Annotated in this window: 14 protein-coding genes; 5 read left to right on the plus strand and 9 right to left on the minus strand. The window is 50.1% G+C overall.

Annotated elements, in window-relative coordinates:
• Window positions 1-148: 148 nt before the first annotated feature.
• From pyrD to HGD79_RS06720, 8 genes are all read right to left on the minus strand, one after another.
• Entirely contained in the window at window positions 149-1,159 is a 1,011-nt protein-coding gene (gene pyrD, locus HGD79_RS06685) for a quinone-dependent dihydroorotate dehydrogenase (RefSeq protein WP_001295352.1), read from the minus strand.
• A 110-nt stretch (window positions 1,160-1,269) separates the two neighbouring features.
• Window positions 1,270-2,007 carry a fimbrial chaperone gene (locus HGD79_RS06690; RefSeq protein ID WP_001111470.1) on the minus strand — a complete coding sequence of 246 codons (738 nt, stop codon included), beginning with the start codon at window positions 2,005-2,007 and terminating at the stop codon, window positions 1,270-1,272.
• Window positions 1,973-2,488, minus strand: coding sequence for a fimbrial protein (locus HGD79_RS06695; protein WP_000919489.1), 516 nt, complete (start codon window positions 2,486-2,488; stop codon window positions 1,973-1,975). The genes HGD79_RS06690 and HGD79_RS06695 overlap by 35 nt, the downstream gene beginning before the upstream one ends.
• Before the next feature lie 7 nt (window positions 2,489-2,495).
• Complete coding sequence (locus HGD79_RS06700) at window positions 2,496-3,038, minus strand: fimbrial protein (protein ID WP_000730612.1); 543 nt, start codon at window positions 3,036-3,038, stop codon at window positions 2,496-2,498.
• 11 nt (window positions 3,039-3,049) lie between these two features.
• Window positions 3,050-4,120: a fimbrial protein gene (locus HGD79_RS06705; RefSeq protein ID WP_001165655.1), complete on the minus strand. Its 1,071-nt coding sequence runs from the start codon at window positions 4,118-4,120 to the stop codon at window positions 3,050-3,052.
• Complete coding sequence (locus tag HGD79_RS06710) at window positions 4,111-6,711, minus strand: fimbrial biogenesis usher protein (protein WP_168848337.1); 2,601 nt, start codon at window positions 6,709-6,711, stop codon at window positions 4,111-4,113. The genes HGD79_RS06705 and HGD79_RS06710 overlap by 10 nt, the downstream gene beginning before the upstream one ends.
• Before the next feature lie 24 nt (window positions 6,712-6,735).
• Window positions 6,736-7,437: a molecular chaperone gene (locus HGD79_RS06715; RefSeq protein ID WP_000845152.1), complete on the minus strand. Its 702-nt coding sequence runs from the start codon at window positions 7,435-7,437 to the stop codon at window positions 6,736-6,738.
• An 82-nt stretch (window positions 7,438-7,519) separates the two neighbouring features.
• Complete coding sequence (locus HGD79_RS06720) at window positions 7,520-8,062, minus strand: fimbrial protein (RefSeq protein ID WP_000750284.1); 543 nt, start codon at window positions 8,060-8,062, stop codon at window positions 7,520-7,522.
• Between the two features lie 355 nt (window positions 8,063-8,417).
• On the opposite strand from HGD79_RS06720, the gene ssuE reads away from it, so the two are divergent.
• Genes ssuE through ssuB form a run of 5 tightly spaced genes read left to right on the plus strand, consistent with a single transcriptional unit; the run spans window position 8,418 to window position 12,653 of the window.
• Window positions 8,418-8,993: an NADPH-dependent FMN reductase gene (ssuE, locus tag HGD79_RS06725; protein ID WP_168848338.1), complete on the plus strand. Its 576-nt coding sequence runs from the start codon at window positions 8,418-8,420 to the stop codon at window positions 8,991-8,993.
• Complete coding sequence (gene ssuA / locus HGD79_RS06730; protein ID WP_001244318.1) at window positions 8,986-9,945, plus strand: aliphatic sulfonate ABC transporter substrate-binding protein SsuA; 960 nt, start codon at window positions 8,986-8,988, stop codon at window positions 9,943-9,945. Before ssuE ends, ssuA begins: the two co-directional genes overlap by 8 nt.
• The gene (gene ssuD / locus HGD79_RS06735; RefSeq protein WP_000055996.1) at window positions 9,942-11,087 is read left to right on the plus strand and encodes an FMNH2-dependent alkanesulfonate monooxygenase; all 1,146 of its coding nucleotides are present in this window, start codon (window positions 9,942-9,944) and stop codon (window positions 11,085-11,087) included. The genes ssuA and ssuD overlap by 4 nt, the downstream gene beginning before the upstream one ends.
• Before the next feature lie 10 nt (window positions 11,088-11,097).
• On the plus strand, window positions 11,098-11,889 hold the full coding sequence (gene ssuC / locus HGD79_RS06740; protein WP_000235203.1) for an aliphatic sulfonate ABC transporter permease SsuC: 792 nt from the start codon (window positions 11,098-11,100) through the stop codon (window positions 11,887-11,889).
• Window positions 11,886-12,653, plus strand: coding sequence for an aliphatic sulfonates ABC transporter ATP-binding protein (gene ssuB / locus HGD79_RS06745; protein ID WP_001090508.1), 768 nt, complete (start codon window positions 11,886-11,888; stop codon window positions 12,651-12,653). Before ssuC ends, ssuB begins: the two co-directional genes overlap by 4 nt.
• A 206-nt stretch (window positions 12,654-12,859) precedes the next feature.
• On the opposite strand, the gene pepN is transcribed toward ssuB, so the two are convergent.
• Window positions 12,860-15,472, minus strand: a complete 2,613-nt coding sequence (gene pepN / locus HGD79_RS06750) for an aminopeptidase N (protein WP_000193844.1) — start codon at window positions 15,470-15,472, stop codon at window positions 12,860-12,862.
• Between the last annotated feature and the right edge of the window lie 86 nt (window positions 15,473-15,558).

Genomic DNA, 15,558 nt, shown 5'->3' on the forward strand with positions numbered 1-15,558 from the left:
CGCAGCAACACAATCCATTGTCGCTTCGCTTAATAACCTCAACAATAAAAGTACAAAATGTCTAAATAAGCAACAGCGATGAATATAAAACAACCAGGGCTGAAAATAAAGCCCTGATTATCTTATAAAGAGGAATTCGAAGAAATAATTAGATATGGGTAACGATTTCTTTAATCAGCGGCGGACCTTTAAAAATAAAACCAGAATAAATTTGCACCAGTGAGGCACCCGCAGCAATCTTTTCACGCGCAGCGATAACCGAGTCGATGCCGCCAACACCGATGATCGGTAAGCGACCGTTTAATTCCAGTGACAAGCGGCGAATAATTTCGGTGCTTTTTAACTGAAGCGGACGACCACTTAAGCCACCGGTTTGATCGCAATTTTTCATTCCCTGAACAAGAGAACGATCGAGTGTGGTATTGGTTGCAATAACGCCATCAATATTATGGCGAACTAAACTATCGGCAACCTGGATCAATTCTTCTTCAGAAAGATCCGGCGCGATCTTCACTGCGATCGGCACATATTTATGGTGCATCGCTTGCAAATCATTTTGCTTATTTTTAATCGCGGTTAAGAGATCATCCAGCGCTTCACCATATTGCAGCGTGCGTAATCCTGGGGTATTCGGCGATGAAATATTGATGGCGATATATCCCGCATAGGCATAGATTTTTTCCATACAAATCAGATAGTCATCTTTGCCCTGCTCCACTGGCGTATCTTTATTTTTGCCGATGTTAATACCCAGGACGCCGTCATAATGGGCCTTTTTTACGTTCTCTACGAGGTTATCAACGCCAAGATTATTAAAGCCCATACGGTTGATCAAACCTTCGGCATCTACCAGACGAAAGAGACGCGGCTTGTCATTACCTGGCTGTGGACGTGGCGTGACGGTACCGATCTCGATCGATCCAAATCCCATCGCGCCTAACGCGTCAATGCACTCCCCGTCTTTATCAAGACCGGCTGCCAGACCAAGCGGATTTTTAAACGTCAGGCCCATGCAGTTAACAGGTTTCGCAGGCACTTTCTGCCGCACCAGTGCTTCAAACGGCGTTCCTGTAATACGGCGTAATTGCTGAAAAGTAAACTCATGAGCGCGCTCTGGATCGAGCTGGAAAAGGGCTTTACGAACGAAGGGGTAGTACATGAACTCTCCTGGATTCCCGGTGTGCAAACCGGGGGCGTATTATGTGCGAGTTCGGACCAAAAGGGAATTGACCTGCGGCAAAAAAAACGCAAACGTTTTCCGAACCTGTTTCAGGGCAGATTTTGCTCCTTCTTTGCACTCAACCCGCCGTAATCATTTATCGCCCGCCAGGCGACATGACACGGTGCGATTGCCTGACACCAGCTTGTCTGACGCTGGCTTTTAGGCGGCACAACTCCCGCATTACTTAACGCTTTACCATTTACGCTCAACTGAATCAGGTTAATGTAGTAAGGCGTTGGGTTAGTGAGTTGTACACCCTGCGAATTCCGTGTCCAGCGTAATTGTTGATAAGCTTCCAGCGGGTCGCCCGGCAAACCTTCGGGTCGCCAGAACAGTTTAAATACCGAGCGCATCGCCACTTTTACGCTCTGATTTTCAACTTTGCCGGATGGCACGCTGGCAATGCTTAACTCAAATAGCGTTTCGCGATCCACAGGCAAGATGTCGCTTTCCGTTCTCAGCAAGCGCAACGTGCCTGTAGTACCGGGCTTCAGGAGAATAAGTGGCGGAGCGGCCAGTAATGGTGCTGGCACTGTCGACGCTTCCCCCCCGGCCCAACGCGTTGGGCGGTTGATTTTACTGTTAATAAGCCAGGATTCCTGACTGGTATTAGTCAGTAAAATAGATATCGATTCTCTGTCTGCCGGAAAGATAAATCGCGTTCCGCCGACCACCACTCCTGCCCGCAATTCACCCGCCACCAGCAGCGATAAAACGGCGAAAATCAAGAGCGCCAATCTGTTCCACGTATTAGTCATAATGAAGTACAAATGTCGCGCTGGCATTCACTTTACCCGACTGCACATCGCTATTGACAGGTCGCAATTGCGCATAAAAAGTTAATGGCACCTTACCGCTATGTAGGCTGTAGTCTTTACTCGCCTGGTTAAGCGGAATCAATATCTTCGCATCATCCAGAATCGCAATTGCCAGCCCGCTGGCTGCATCCGTACCACTTTCAATGGACAGCATTTCGCTCTGCACTCCGTCGGGGGTTCCTGAAAAGGTGACGTCAACCGTGCTGACATCTGTTCCGCAATCCTGCAAATTAATGATGAAAGATTTCTCCGGGCCATAATTCCCATGAAAAAAACGTGTCAGCGAGACATCGCCTAACTGCACATTGATTTGCTTGCTATCCTGTGCCAGCACGCATGTATTACGGCGAAACGATCCGCTAATGTTGACTGTGCCATCATGGGCAAATAGCTCACAGCCCCCCGTTAATCCCAGTAAGAACAGAATCCAGATTATCCGTTTCAACATCACTCCTTCACTGGTAAACCAGATCAAAATAGAGAACCGCCGTCGCATTACCGCCCGTTGCTCCCGCCTTTGTGGACTTATAACGAAGTTGATATTTGAGTGTGTTATCCCCGGCTTTTAAGGGCGTAAGAGGCTGGATCTGATTGAGCGGGATTTCTTGCTGACTTTGCGCATCAAGAATTTGCACGGCAATCCCCGTTGCCATACCACCGCTTCCGCCTGTGTCAGTTAGTTTGAGCAGTGTCGGCGCAAGGGTGTCAGCCTCGCCGCTAAAAAGGACGTCCGCGCCAGTAATACCAGCGGCACAACCGGTGATATCGATATTCAAATCAGCAGCAGTGCTTACGGTATTCGCGGCCTGAAAATCACTGATATTAAAATCACCAATATGAATATTTTGTAATGCACTTTTGGTGGCGACATCACAGCCCTGATCGACCACATTCCCATAAATATGCATACTAACTTGTTCAGGCCCAGCCATCCCGACATGGATGTTAAGAATGCTAAAGAACAAGATAACGCACTGAAATATCGTTTTTTTCTTCATACGTTCACGCGTTAATCAAAATTTATTCTCACCGTTGCCGTGGCTTCAAATCGCCCGGTTTCTGGTGGTACACCTGTCGTGCTGACTGGATAGACATTCATTCGCGCGATACTGTCTGCATCATCAGGAATAGAGAGCGGTAATGTTCCACCAGCAGGGGAAATAATGTTGTTCTGGCTATCGGTCACCACCACGCCCACGCCAGGACGTGACGTCTTAATCGCCTGGGGATAGCTGGGGTCTGTGGTTGCCGTCAGACTCAGGTTGACGTTAACTAACCCCGCGTTTCCCGTGTTACACCTGACTGGAATTGCGAGTTCTGCCGTTCTGGCCCCAAGGGGTTTATGCCCTACAACACGAAAGTTAGCCGCAAATACGTCGCCCAGATCGACCTCGATAGTCTCTCCGGCATTGACGGAACATGAGCCAAGTGAATTGATCGTACCAGACAGGTAATACACTAAAACCGGTGTACCTGTAGTCGTGCAGGAATCACCTGCGGGTATGTTGTAGCATTCAAATAATCGCGCCAGCGCCATAGGAGGAATGACGACCGAACCAACGAACGGCTGCAATATTTTCAGGGAAAAGCTACCGCTATTACCGCTAGCCCCCTGGCCACCTAAACGTTGACCGCCGGGATCGCAAATATGCCATCGTGTATCTGCCCCTGTGCCCACGTTTTCGAAAGGAACCGCAGTAGGAGAACTGCCTTTAACCTGCAATAAAACTTTGGCGGCAAGATAGTCATTAATTTTGTACCAGTTGTCGCCTAAATAGACTAACGGTGAATCCGCGGCGAATGCCCATCGGCCACTTCTGACATTGTCTTTATCGCAATCACAGGAAACATAATAATCATTCGATTCGTTCCACTGATAAAATTTGTCTTTAACTACTCCAGCCGTATTTTCTTCTTCCTCCAGGGTTTTAACGCCAAAATTGACGCCAATATACGGATTCCCCTGAGTGGTATGACACTGCCCGCTATAAGCAGCAGTTTGAGCGCACCATAGCATTAAGACGGCGGCAAAAAATAGTCGTAGTAATAACACGCATTTTTCTCCAAAGATTATCTGCATATGGCATCCATTCGCGTAATCGCAGAGTTAATTTGTTGTTCGGTAAGCTGGTAACTGATATGACAAATTTGATCGGGAGCTTCGCCCCAGCGTACAGTTATCGCTCCCTGAGCGGGCAAACCGGACATATAGAGCGAGCCATCATCATCAATAATGCCGCTATTAGTCTGTATGCCGTCCAGCGTCGCTATCGCGCCAAAACGCAGCGGTATACCCTGCTTTGATGTTTTCATTAATACCCTTGCTCCCGCATGGGCATTGAACTCCGCCAGAACCAACGCCCCTTTGGTGGGAACCACGTTGACTACTGCATTTTCAAGATCCACGTTACGTTTTAACGATGCCGCATCAAGTGCGATTCGATTTTCCCGATAAGAAGTGGCATAGGGGACAACGGTATATCCGCGCCAGTCAGTTTTCAGCCCGGTGCTGTTCGCCACACGAGTATTCTCTGCGCCTGGTGCTGCAATCAGGACGTTAGTTTCCCCCAGCGATTGCCCCAGGGTAATGCCCTGTGAATGGGCAACTAAACTGCCTGAAAGAGCGTAGTTCAGTTGTTGTTGACTGCCGTTATCGCTGTAGTTGTAGCCCACTCGGGCATCTGCAAACGCCCCTTTGTAGTCCATGCTGGCGCTACCATTAGCCGTTTTCCCCTCGCTGTTATATCCCTGTTGCACGCTGTAGCTCAGGTTACCGTCATCGAGTAGTGTCTCCGTTAAACCCAGGTTTTGTGTAATGTGCCCTTCGTTATCGATACTGGTGTTAGAGGTCATCCAGGCGTAATTTTTTTTCCTGGTATAGCTATCATTACTTCTGGGGAGCAACAGATTGAGCGGCAGGGAAAAATTTAGTGCAAACACCTGATCAGCATCAGGTTGACCACGGGACTTACTGTAGTTCCAGGAAACCCCCAGCGAGAGATCTTTAATTTGCGTGTTGTAGCCAAACTGTAATAGCCGATCCTGTTGATCGGTATGCCAGTAAGTTTGCTGGCTACCACTTAAATAAAACGAACCGTACTCGCCTAATTGCTGGGAGATATTGACCTGCAGTTTGCCACGTTTGGTGTAAAACAAATTGTAATAACGCGACCACATCGGCGTATCTTCATCATCACCGTCATTAAATTCGTAGCCATCCATATGTTTATACATGGTGTCGGAAAGGGTGTAGAAACCCGACGTCGAATAGCGATAGCCCATCAATTGAAAATTAGTGCCCAATTGGTTGAGCGTTTTGGCATACAGAAAACGATATGACTGACCTTTATGTTCGCTTTGGTCTGCCAGCGTACTCTTCGCCTGGGTCACATCGAACGAAATTGCTCCGAAATCGCCAAGGTTAAATCCCAGACCAAACATGGCGGCACGGTAATATTCAGCATATTGTCCACCACCATACCATGTCGTTCCCCACGGTCCGCCCCACTGCAACGTGGCCTGGGCAAATTTGCTCTCCTGCTGTTCATTACTATTGGTTCTGTATTTCGCCAGTGTCACCGCGTATTTGATTCGCCCCTGACGCTGGAGTAATGGCACGCTGGAAAACGGTACGCTGTAGCTATTGACGCTGCCGTCCGCTTCTTTGATTTCAACTAACAAATCACCGCTCGACGACGTGGAATAGAGATCACTAATTTCAAAAGCACCAGGCGATACATAAGTTTGGTAAATGGTGTAACCATTTTGCTTAATCGTTATCTGGGCATTGCTTTTGGCGATACCACGCACCACAGGCGCAAACCCTTTCAGGCTGTCTGGCAGCATGTTGTCATCTGACGCCAGCTGCACACCACGAAAGCTGACACTATCGAAAAAATCGCCTGCAGTATAATCATCACCTACGGTCAGTTCGCCTTTTAGTGGAATAACCGCCCGCTGCAAATAGCTGCTGAGATTCTTCCATTCTGCGGTTTGGCCACTACTGCGACTCCATGTTGAATTGTTGCGCAATCTCCATGGGCCTAAATTAACGCCACTGTTTAAATTCAGAAAATAGCTGTCGCCAGAATCACTGTCTGCGCTGCTATGAATACTGTTAGCCCCGCTAAACGAATATCCCAGTAATAGCGCGTTGATCCCTTCATCCCAACGTTCAGGGGGGACATAACCACGGGCATTACTTTTGATGGCGATTTGCGGTACTGAAATTTCCAGACGGAGTTTATTCACATTAAACGTTACGCTGGCATCCGGAATAATCTCCGCCAATGGCACACACGCTTGTTTGTCCAGTTGTTTAAAAGCCGGAAACGCATCAGTATTAACACCCATTGCATCCAGGCTTTCAGTCGTCAAACAGGCGGCAATCCCCTTCTCTGGCGTTATCTCAACAAAATTGACGTTGCGCGTATCTACAATTGTCTGATTCAGAACAATATCGACACGATAAACCCCTGGCGTTATTTTTTGTCCTTTTTCGAAACGAGACAAATCGGCCACCATTGAGGGATCATCTTTGAAAAAAGCAGGATCGAAGCAGGTTTCAGCTTGTGCATTGAACGCTGCCGACACAAACACCACCAGCCCACCAATAAACGATGGCACTCCACCAGAGCTTAACAGGCTGTGTTGTCGATGAGTTCTATACATCTCGCTCTCTTAACTGAAGACGGCTTACGATTTACAGTTGAGTTGCGGCGTTTCCGCCCCGTAGTCATTGATGGTTCGATACGTTACGCTGCTATTTTTGGCCCCCTTTGGCAGAGAAAATTGGTATTTATCAAAGGGGGAAATCATTTGATTTTTAACTACTTTTCCACCTATTTTCAGGTCTGTCAGGGTAATGAAATAAGGTGTTGGGTTACTGACCGTAACCATGTCAGCTGACGAAGTGCAACGCAGTTTCGCCGGAGCCTCGCCTAAGGGATACGCTAAACCTTTTGGTCGCCAGAAAAGTTTGATGACGCTTTGTGTGGCAATCTTCAGGGTATTTCCCTCTTCCCGCTTCGTTGTTGAAGGGACTGCCCGTACGCTAGTGAAGAAAAGGGTTTCTCTGTCTTTCGCCAACGGCGCACCAATGTACATAATGCGTAACAGATTCTCATTAGCCGGATTCAGCACAAATAGCGGTGGTGTAATAATAAAATCTGCTGATTTTTTATTATCTGGGGTCATCACCCATGACTGAATAAGATAAGGAACATCCGGACTGGTGTTACGTACACCCAGTGAAATTTGCTCTTCACCTTCTGAATAAACAAGACGTGTTGCTGCAAGTCCAATCCCGCCTTTACCTGCCGCCCATGCGGATGAGCAGCTGAGTAATATTGCCGTTAAACTTACGGTCACAATTCCCTTTGTTATGCAAGTTTTCATAAATAGTCACTCTTAAAAAATATGAATATCCCCTCCAGAACACTAGAGGGGTACTAATTAATAAAACAATTAATGAGTTCTATTAATAATAGTTAATATGGAAATTTGTTACCGCATTCACATTACCAGAAGTCGCTTTCCCCGTAGCGATATAATCAACTTTAAAGGTCACTGTTTGCTCAGCAGAATCCGCTAACTGAATATTCGACGTTTCGGTACCGGGAGTTACCGATGTAGAACCATCTGGCAGATACATTTGTAGAGCAACATTCGTCGCTGCATCGGTGGTAGCCTGGTTGGCAAATGCTGTAGGTTGCACGCCGTCAGCCGTACCACTAAAGGTAAACGTCGCATTTTTAGTTACAGTAACATCACAGCCTTCTAAGGCAATTGGTACATCAGTTTTAACGCCAGAGACTGCTCCATTAGTTTGCAACTTGGTGGCGCTGACATTTGGCAATGTGACTACTGAATCTTTCGTCGCAGCTACCAGGGTACAAGCTGGAGCAATAACTTTACCATTAAATGTTACTTTGCCATCCGTGATAGCATTATCATCAGCTGCCATAACGCTGGACGTTGCACATACCACAGTTATAAACGCCGTCAATACACTTTTTTTCATCGTCATCATCCTGATCTCTTCGTAAATATGATAATGCCTTTAAATGACATTAGACTTAATAATAACAATAATTGACCGCCATTTAAATCAAGCATACTAAATCCAATAAGTGACAAATCTTTAATTTATAGATTTCATGAATATTTAAATATTAACTGAACGAGTAATTCATTGATTCAACATCTAATGACTATCCAACAAATAAATATGCGTGATATATAAAGCCCTTTCTTTAGTTTATTTTCAGAAAAAGATACACAAAATTTATATTTGGCATTTTCTTGTCTCTCCGACAGACTGATCGAATTGTTATCAATGTTAACAAAAAAAGAACAATTGGTTATAAGGAGAGAGTATGCGTGTCATCACCCTGGCGGGTAGTCCTCGCTTTCCTTCTCGCTCCAGCTCCTTGCTGGAATATGCGCGGGAAAAACTAAATGGCCTCGATGTAGAGGTTTATCACTGGAATCTGCAAAACTTCGCCCCGGAAGATCTGCTTTATGCTCGTTTCGATAGTCCGGCACTCAAGACCTTCACCGAACAGCTGCAACAGGCTGATGGACTGATAGTCGCTACACCTGTGTATAAAGCCGCCTATTCCGGCGCGCTGAAAACCCTGCTCGACCTGCTGCCAGAGCGCGCTTTGCAAGGCAAAGTGGTGCTACCGCTGGCGACGGGCGATACCGTGGCCCATCTGCTGGCGGTCGATTATGCCCTTAAACCAGTTTTAAGCGCACTGAAAGCCCAGGAGATCCTGCACGGCGTGTTTGCCGATGACTCACAAGTCATTGATTACCATCACAGACCCCAGTTCACGCCAAATCTGCAAACCCGTCTTGATACCGCGCTAGAAACTTTCTGGCAGGCATTGCACCGCCGCGATGTTCAGGTTCCTGACCTTCTGTCTCTGCGAGGTAATGTCCATGCGTAACATCATTAAACTGGCGCTGGCGGGATTGCTTAGCGTCTCTACTTTTGCGGTTGCTGCAGAATCCTCGCCTGAAGCGTTACGTATAGGCTATCAGAAAGGCAGTATTGGTATGGTGCTGGCAAAAAGCCACCAGTTACTGGAAAAACGCTATCCGCAATCAAAAATCTCCTGGGTGGAGTTCCCCGCGGGTCCGCAAATGTTGGAAGCGTTAAACGTTGGCAGTATTGATCTCGGCAGTACCGGGGATATTCCGCCAATCTTTGCCCAGGCTGCCGGGGCTGATTTGGTATATGTGGGCGTCGAGCCACCGAAGCCCAAAGCCGAAGTGATTCTGGTGGCAGAAAACAGCCCGATCAAAACCGTAGCCGATCTTAAAGGTCACAAAGTTGCCTTTCAGAAAGGTTCCAGTTCACACAACCTTTTACTGCGTGCACTGCGTCAGGCCGGACTTAAGTTTACCGATATACAACCCACTTACCTGACACCTGCCGATGCCCGCGCCGCGTTCCAGCAAGGTAACGTTGACGCCTGGGCTATCTGGGATCCCTACTACTCCGCTGCGTTATTACAGGGCGGCGTGCGGGTGTTGAAAGACGGCACCGATCTCAATCAAACCGGATCGTTTTATCTGGCAGCTCGCCCCTATGCAGAAAAAAACGGCGCTTTTATTCAGGGCGTACTGGCAACCTTTAGTGAGGCCGATGCGTTAACCCGCAGCCAGCGCGAGCAAAGCATCGCTTTACTGGCAAAAACGATGGGCTTACCGGCACCGGTGATTGCCTCTTACTTAGATCATCGCCCTCCTACCACCATCAAACCGGTTAACGCCGAGATTGCCGCCTTACAGCAGCAAACGGCAGATCTGTTTTATGAAAATCGTCTGGTGCCGAAAAAAGTCGATATTCGCCAGCGCATCTGGCAGCCCACTCAACTGGAAGGAAAACAATTATGAGTCTGAATATGTTCTGGTTTTTACCGACCCACGGTGACGGGCACTATCTGGGAACGGAAGAAGGTTCACGCCCGGTTGATCACGGTTATCTGCAACAAATTGCGCAAGCGGCGGATCGTCTGGGCTATACCGGTGTGCTGATCCCAACGGGGCGATCGTGTGAAGATGCGTGGCTGGTGGCGGCGTCGATGATCCCGGTGACGCAGCGGCTGAAGTTTCTTGTCGCCCTGCGCCCCAGCGTAACCTCACCTACCGTTGCCGCTCGCCAGGCCGCCACGCTTGACCGTCTCTCAAATGGTCGTGCGTTGTTTAATCTGGTCACAGGCAGCGATCCACAAGAGCTGGCAGGCGACGGCGTGTTCCTTGATCATAGCGAGCGCTACGAAGCCTCGGCGGAATTTACCCAGGTCTGGCGGCGCTTATTGCTGGGGGAAACCGTCAATTTCAACGGTAAACATATTCATGTGCGCGGAGCAAAACTGCTCTTCCCGCCGATTCAACAGCCTTATCCTCCGCTTTACTTTGGCGGATCGTCAGACGTCGCCCAGGAGCTGGCGGCAGAACAAGTTGATCTCTACCTCACCTGGGGCGAACCGCCAGAACTAGTAAAAGAGAAGATCGAACAAGTGCGGGCGAAAGCTGCCGCGCATGGACGCAAAATTCGTTTCGGTATTCGTCTGCATGTGATTGTTCGTGAAACTAACGACGAAGCGTGGCAGGCCGCCGAGCGGTTAATCTCGCATCTTGATGATGAAACTATCGCCAAAGCACAGGCCGCATTCGCCCGGACGGATTCCGTAGGACAACAGCGAATGGCGGCGTTACATAACGGCAAGCGCGACAATCTGGAGATCAGCCCCAATTTATGGGCGGGCGTTGGCTTAGTGCGCGGCGGTGCCGGAACGGCGCTGGTGGGCGATGGTCCTACGGTCGCTGCGCGAATCAACGAATACGCCGCGCTTGGCATCGACAGCTTTGTGCTTTCGGGCTATCCGCATCTGGAAGAAGCGTATCGGGTCGGCGAGTTGCTGTTCCCACATCTGGATGTCGCCATTCCGGAAATTCCCCAGCCGCAGCCGCTGAATCCGCAAGGCGAAGCGGTGGCGAATGATTTTATCCCCCGTAAAGTCGCGCAAAGCTAAGGAAGAAATAATGGCAACGCCAGTGAAGAAGTGGTTATTGCGCGTTGCCCCCTGGTTTTTACCGGTGGGCATCGTGGCGGTGTGGCAACTGGCCTCCTCAGTTGGCTGGCTGTCGACGCGTATTTTGCCCTCACCGGAAGGGGTGGTGACGGCGTTCTGGACGCTCTCCGCCAGCGGCGAACTGTGGCAGCATCTGGCGATCAGTTCCTGGCGGGCGCTGATTGGCTTTTCAATTGGCGGATCGCTGGGGTTGATTTTGGGACTGATTAGCGGGCTATCTCGCTGGGGAGAACGGCTGCTGGATACCTCAATTCAGATGTTGCGCAACGTACCGCATCTGGCGCTGATCCCGCTGGTGATTTTGTGGTTTGGCATTGATGAATCCGCAAAAATCTTTCTGGTGGCGCTCGGCACGCTATTCCCCATTTATATCAACACCTGGCATGGCATCCGTAATATCGATCGCGGTCTGGTGGAAATGGCGCGTAGCTATGGATTATCCGGCATACCGCTGTTTATCCATGTGATCCTGCCTGGTGCCCTGCCCTCAATTATGGTCGGCGTGCGTTTTGCGTTGGGCCTGATGTGGCTGACGCTGATTGTTGCCGAAACCATTTCTGCCAATTCAGGCATTGGTTATCTGGCGATGAATGCGCGGGAGTTTTTGCAAACGGACGTGGTGGTAGTCGCTATTATTCTTTACGCCCTGCTCGGCAAACTTGCTGACGTCAGCGCGCAGCTGTTAGAGCGCCTCTGGTTGCGCTGGAACCCGGCTTATCATTTGAAGGAGGCCACGGTATGAATACTGCTCGTCTGAACCAGGGCACACCATTGTTGCTCAATGCAGTAAGCAAACATTACGCGGAAAATATCGTCCTGAACCAACTGGATTTACATATTCCGGCAGGTCAGTTTGTGGCGGTGGTGGGCCGCAGCGGTGGTGGCAAAAGTACCCTGCTGCGCCTGCTGGCCGGGCTGGAAACGCCAACCGCAGGCGATGTGTTGGCAGGCACCACACCGCTGGCTGAAATTCAGGAAGACACGCGAATGATGTTTCAGGATGCGCGTCTGCTACCGTGGAAATCGGTGATTGATAACGTTGGGTTAGGCCTTAAAGGCCAGTGGCGCGATGCCGCGCGTCGGGCGTTGGCTGCGGTAGGACTGGAGAATCGCGCCGGGGAATGGCCTGCCGCACTTTCAGGCGGGCAGAAACAGCGAGTGGCGCTGGCAAGAGCGTTGATTCATCGACCGGGTTTATTGTTGCTTGATGAACCGCTCGGGGCACTGGACGCCTTAACGCGACTCGAGATGCAGGATTTGATTGTGTCACTTTGGCAGGAGCACGGCTTTACCGTACTGTTGGTGACGCATGATGTGAGCGAAGCGGTAGCAATGGCTGACCGGGTGTTGTTAATTGAAGAGGGAAAAATTGGTCTGGATTTGACAGTGGATATCCCCCGTCCGCGTCGATTAGGGTCGGTGCGATTAGCGGAGCTGGAAGCGGAAGTATTGCAACGGGTAATGCGGCGTGGGCATTCTGAACAACTGATTCGGCGTCATGGTTAATATGCCGGATGTGGCGCACAAAACCAGCATTTTCAACGGACTAGTAGGCCTGATAAGACACGTCAAGCATCGCATCAGGCAGTTGGGCACGGCTGCCGGATGCGGCGTGAACGCCTTATCCAGCCTACAAAACCAGCAATTTCAACGGAGTTGTAGGCCTGATAAGACGCGTCAAGCGTCGCATCAGGCATTTTGGCTCAAAAGTATCAAGCCAGTGCTTTGGTGATCTTCTCGTACAGATCGCCAGAGAGATTTTCCAGCCCTTTCAACTGTTCCAGCGCCGCGCGCATTTTCTCCTGACGTTTGGCATCATAACGTTTCAGGCGAATCAGCGGTTCAATCAGACGTGAAGCTACCTGCGGGTTACGGCTGTTGAGGTCGGTAAGCATTTCCACCAGGAACTGGTAACCGCTGCCATCTTCGGCATGGAACGCTGCCGGGTTGCTGCCCGCAAACGCACCAATCAACGAACGAATACGGTTCGGGTTGCTCATGGTAAATGAGCGATGCTGCAACAGACCACGCACCGTCTCCAGCACATTCGCCGCCGGGCTGGTGGCTTGCAGGATAAACCATTTATCCATCACCAGACCGTCCTGATGCCACTTATCGTCGTACTCCTGCATCAGCGCGTCACGGCAAGGCAGCTGTGCAGCAACCGCCGCAGAAAGCGCTGCCAGCGCATCGGTCATATTGTTTGCTTCATGGTATTGCTTGCTCACCAGCACGTCAGCCAGATGCGTTTCACCAAAAGCAAGGAAGCGCAGGCAGGCATTACGCAGAGTGCGTTTTGCAATATCTTCATGCTCAACACGGTACTCGCTCTGGTAATTCGCGTTGTAAATAGCCAGCAGCTCATCCGCCAGTTCAGTCGCCAGAGTACGAGTGAGTGCTTCGCGTACTTCGGCAATAGCAATCGGGTCGATGATATCGAACAGTTCAGCCATTTCATTGACAGAAGGCAGCGTCAGGATTTCTGCCGCCAGCGCCGGATCAATCTTCTCATCGAGCAGCACCGCGCGGAAAGCGTCAGCCACATGTACCGGCAGAGACAGCGGCTGCCCTTGCTGATGACGGGCGACGTTCAGCTTGATGTAGGTTGCCAGCAAACTTTGCGCCGCATCCCAACGGGAGAAATCATTACGCGCATGACGCATCAGGAAGGTCAGTTGCTGATCGCTCCACTTATATTCCAGTTTCACTGGCGCAGAGAATTCGCACAGCAGCGCAGGCACCGGCTGGAAGTAGACATTATCAAAAACAAAGGTCTGTTCCGCCTGGGTGACGTTCAGCACGGAATTCACCGGATGACCGCCTTTCTGCAACGGGATCACTTTGCCTTCGTTGTCATACAATTCGATGGCAAATGGAATATGCAGCGGCTGTTTTTCTGCCTGATCCGGCGTGGCTGGCGTGCGCTGGCTGATGGTCAGGGTGTACTGCTCGGTTTCCGGATTGTAGTCGTCTTTGACGGTCACAATCGGCGTGCCGGACTGGCTGTACCAACGGCGGAAATGGGAGAGATCGACATTCGACGCATCTTCCATCGCCTGCACAAAGTCGTCGCAGGTTGCCGCGCTGCCATCATGGCGCTCGAAATAGAGTTGCATCCCTTTCTGGAAGTTTTCTTCGCCCAGCAGGGTGTGGATCATGCGAATCACTTCCGCGCCCTTCTCGTAAACGGTCAGGGTGTAGAAGTTGTTCATCTCAATGACCATATCCGGGCGGATCGGGTGCGCCATCGGGCTGGCGTCTTCCGCAAACTGCAATCCGCGCATGGTGCGCACATTATTGATACGGTTTACCGCGCGGGAACCAAGGTCAGAGCTGAATTCCTGATCGCGGAAGACGGTTAAACCTTCTTTCAGGCTGAGCTGGAACCAGTCGCGGCAGGTCACTCGGTTACCGGTCCAGTTATGGAAATATTCATGGCCGATAACGCGTTCAATATCGAGATAATCTTTGTCGGTGGCGGTGTCGGTGCGGGCCAACACATATTTGGAGTTAAAGATATTCAGCCCCTTATTCTCCATTGCGCCCATATTGAAGAAATCCACCGCGACGATCATATAGATGTCGAGGTCATACTCCAGGCCAAAGCGTTCTTCATCCCATTTCATGGAGTTTTTCAGCGAGGTCATCGCCCACGGCGCGCGATCAAGGTTGCCGCGATCGACGTACAGCTCCAGTGCTACTTCGCGACCAGAACGCGTGGTAAAGGTATCGCGCAGTACATCAAAGTCGCCTGCCACCAGCGCAAACAGGTAGCACGGTTTCGGGAACGGGTCCTGCCACTGTACCCAATGGCGTCCGTTTTCGAGTTCGCCTTGCGCAACGCGGTTACCATTGGAAAGCAGGAAGGGATATTTGATTTTATCGGCAATAATTTTGGTGGTAAAACGCGCCAGCACGTCCGGGCGGTCGAGATAATACGTAATATGGCGGAAACCTTCGGCTTCACACTGGGTGCAAAGCGCATCGCCTGACTGATAAAGCCCTTCCAGCGCCGTATTCGCCGCCGGGCTTATTTCATTAATGATCTTAAGCGTAAAACGCTCCGGCAAATTACTGATGACCAGTGCGCCCTCTTCTTCTTTCCAGGCGGTCCACGGCTCATCATTAATATGAACAGAAACCAGTTTGAGGTCTTCGCCGTTGAGACGAAGCGGAGCATCTGATGCACCATGACGGACAGCCTGGCTGACCGCGGTAACGACCGTCTTTTGCGCGTCGAGGTCAAAGGTCAAGTCAATATCAGTAATCTGGTAATCCGGCGCACGATAATCGTGACGGTATTTGGCTTGTGGCTGTTGAGTCATAAATAACCTTTAGCATCTTTTATAGAGTCTGGTGTTCAGTCTATTCCTGTTGCGTAAATCGCGCTATGCAGAATCTTCATCTTTTC

Source organism: Escherichia sp. SCLE84 (assembly GCF_012584495.1).
Classification (GTDB): domain Bacteria; phylum Pseudomonadota; class Gammaproteobacteria; order Enterobacterales; family Enterobacteriaceae; genus ECMA0423.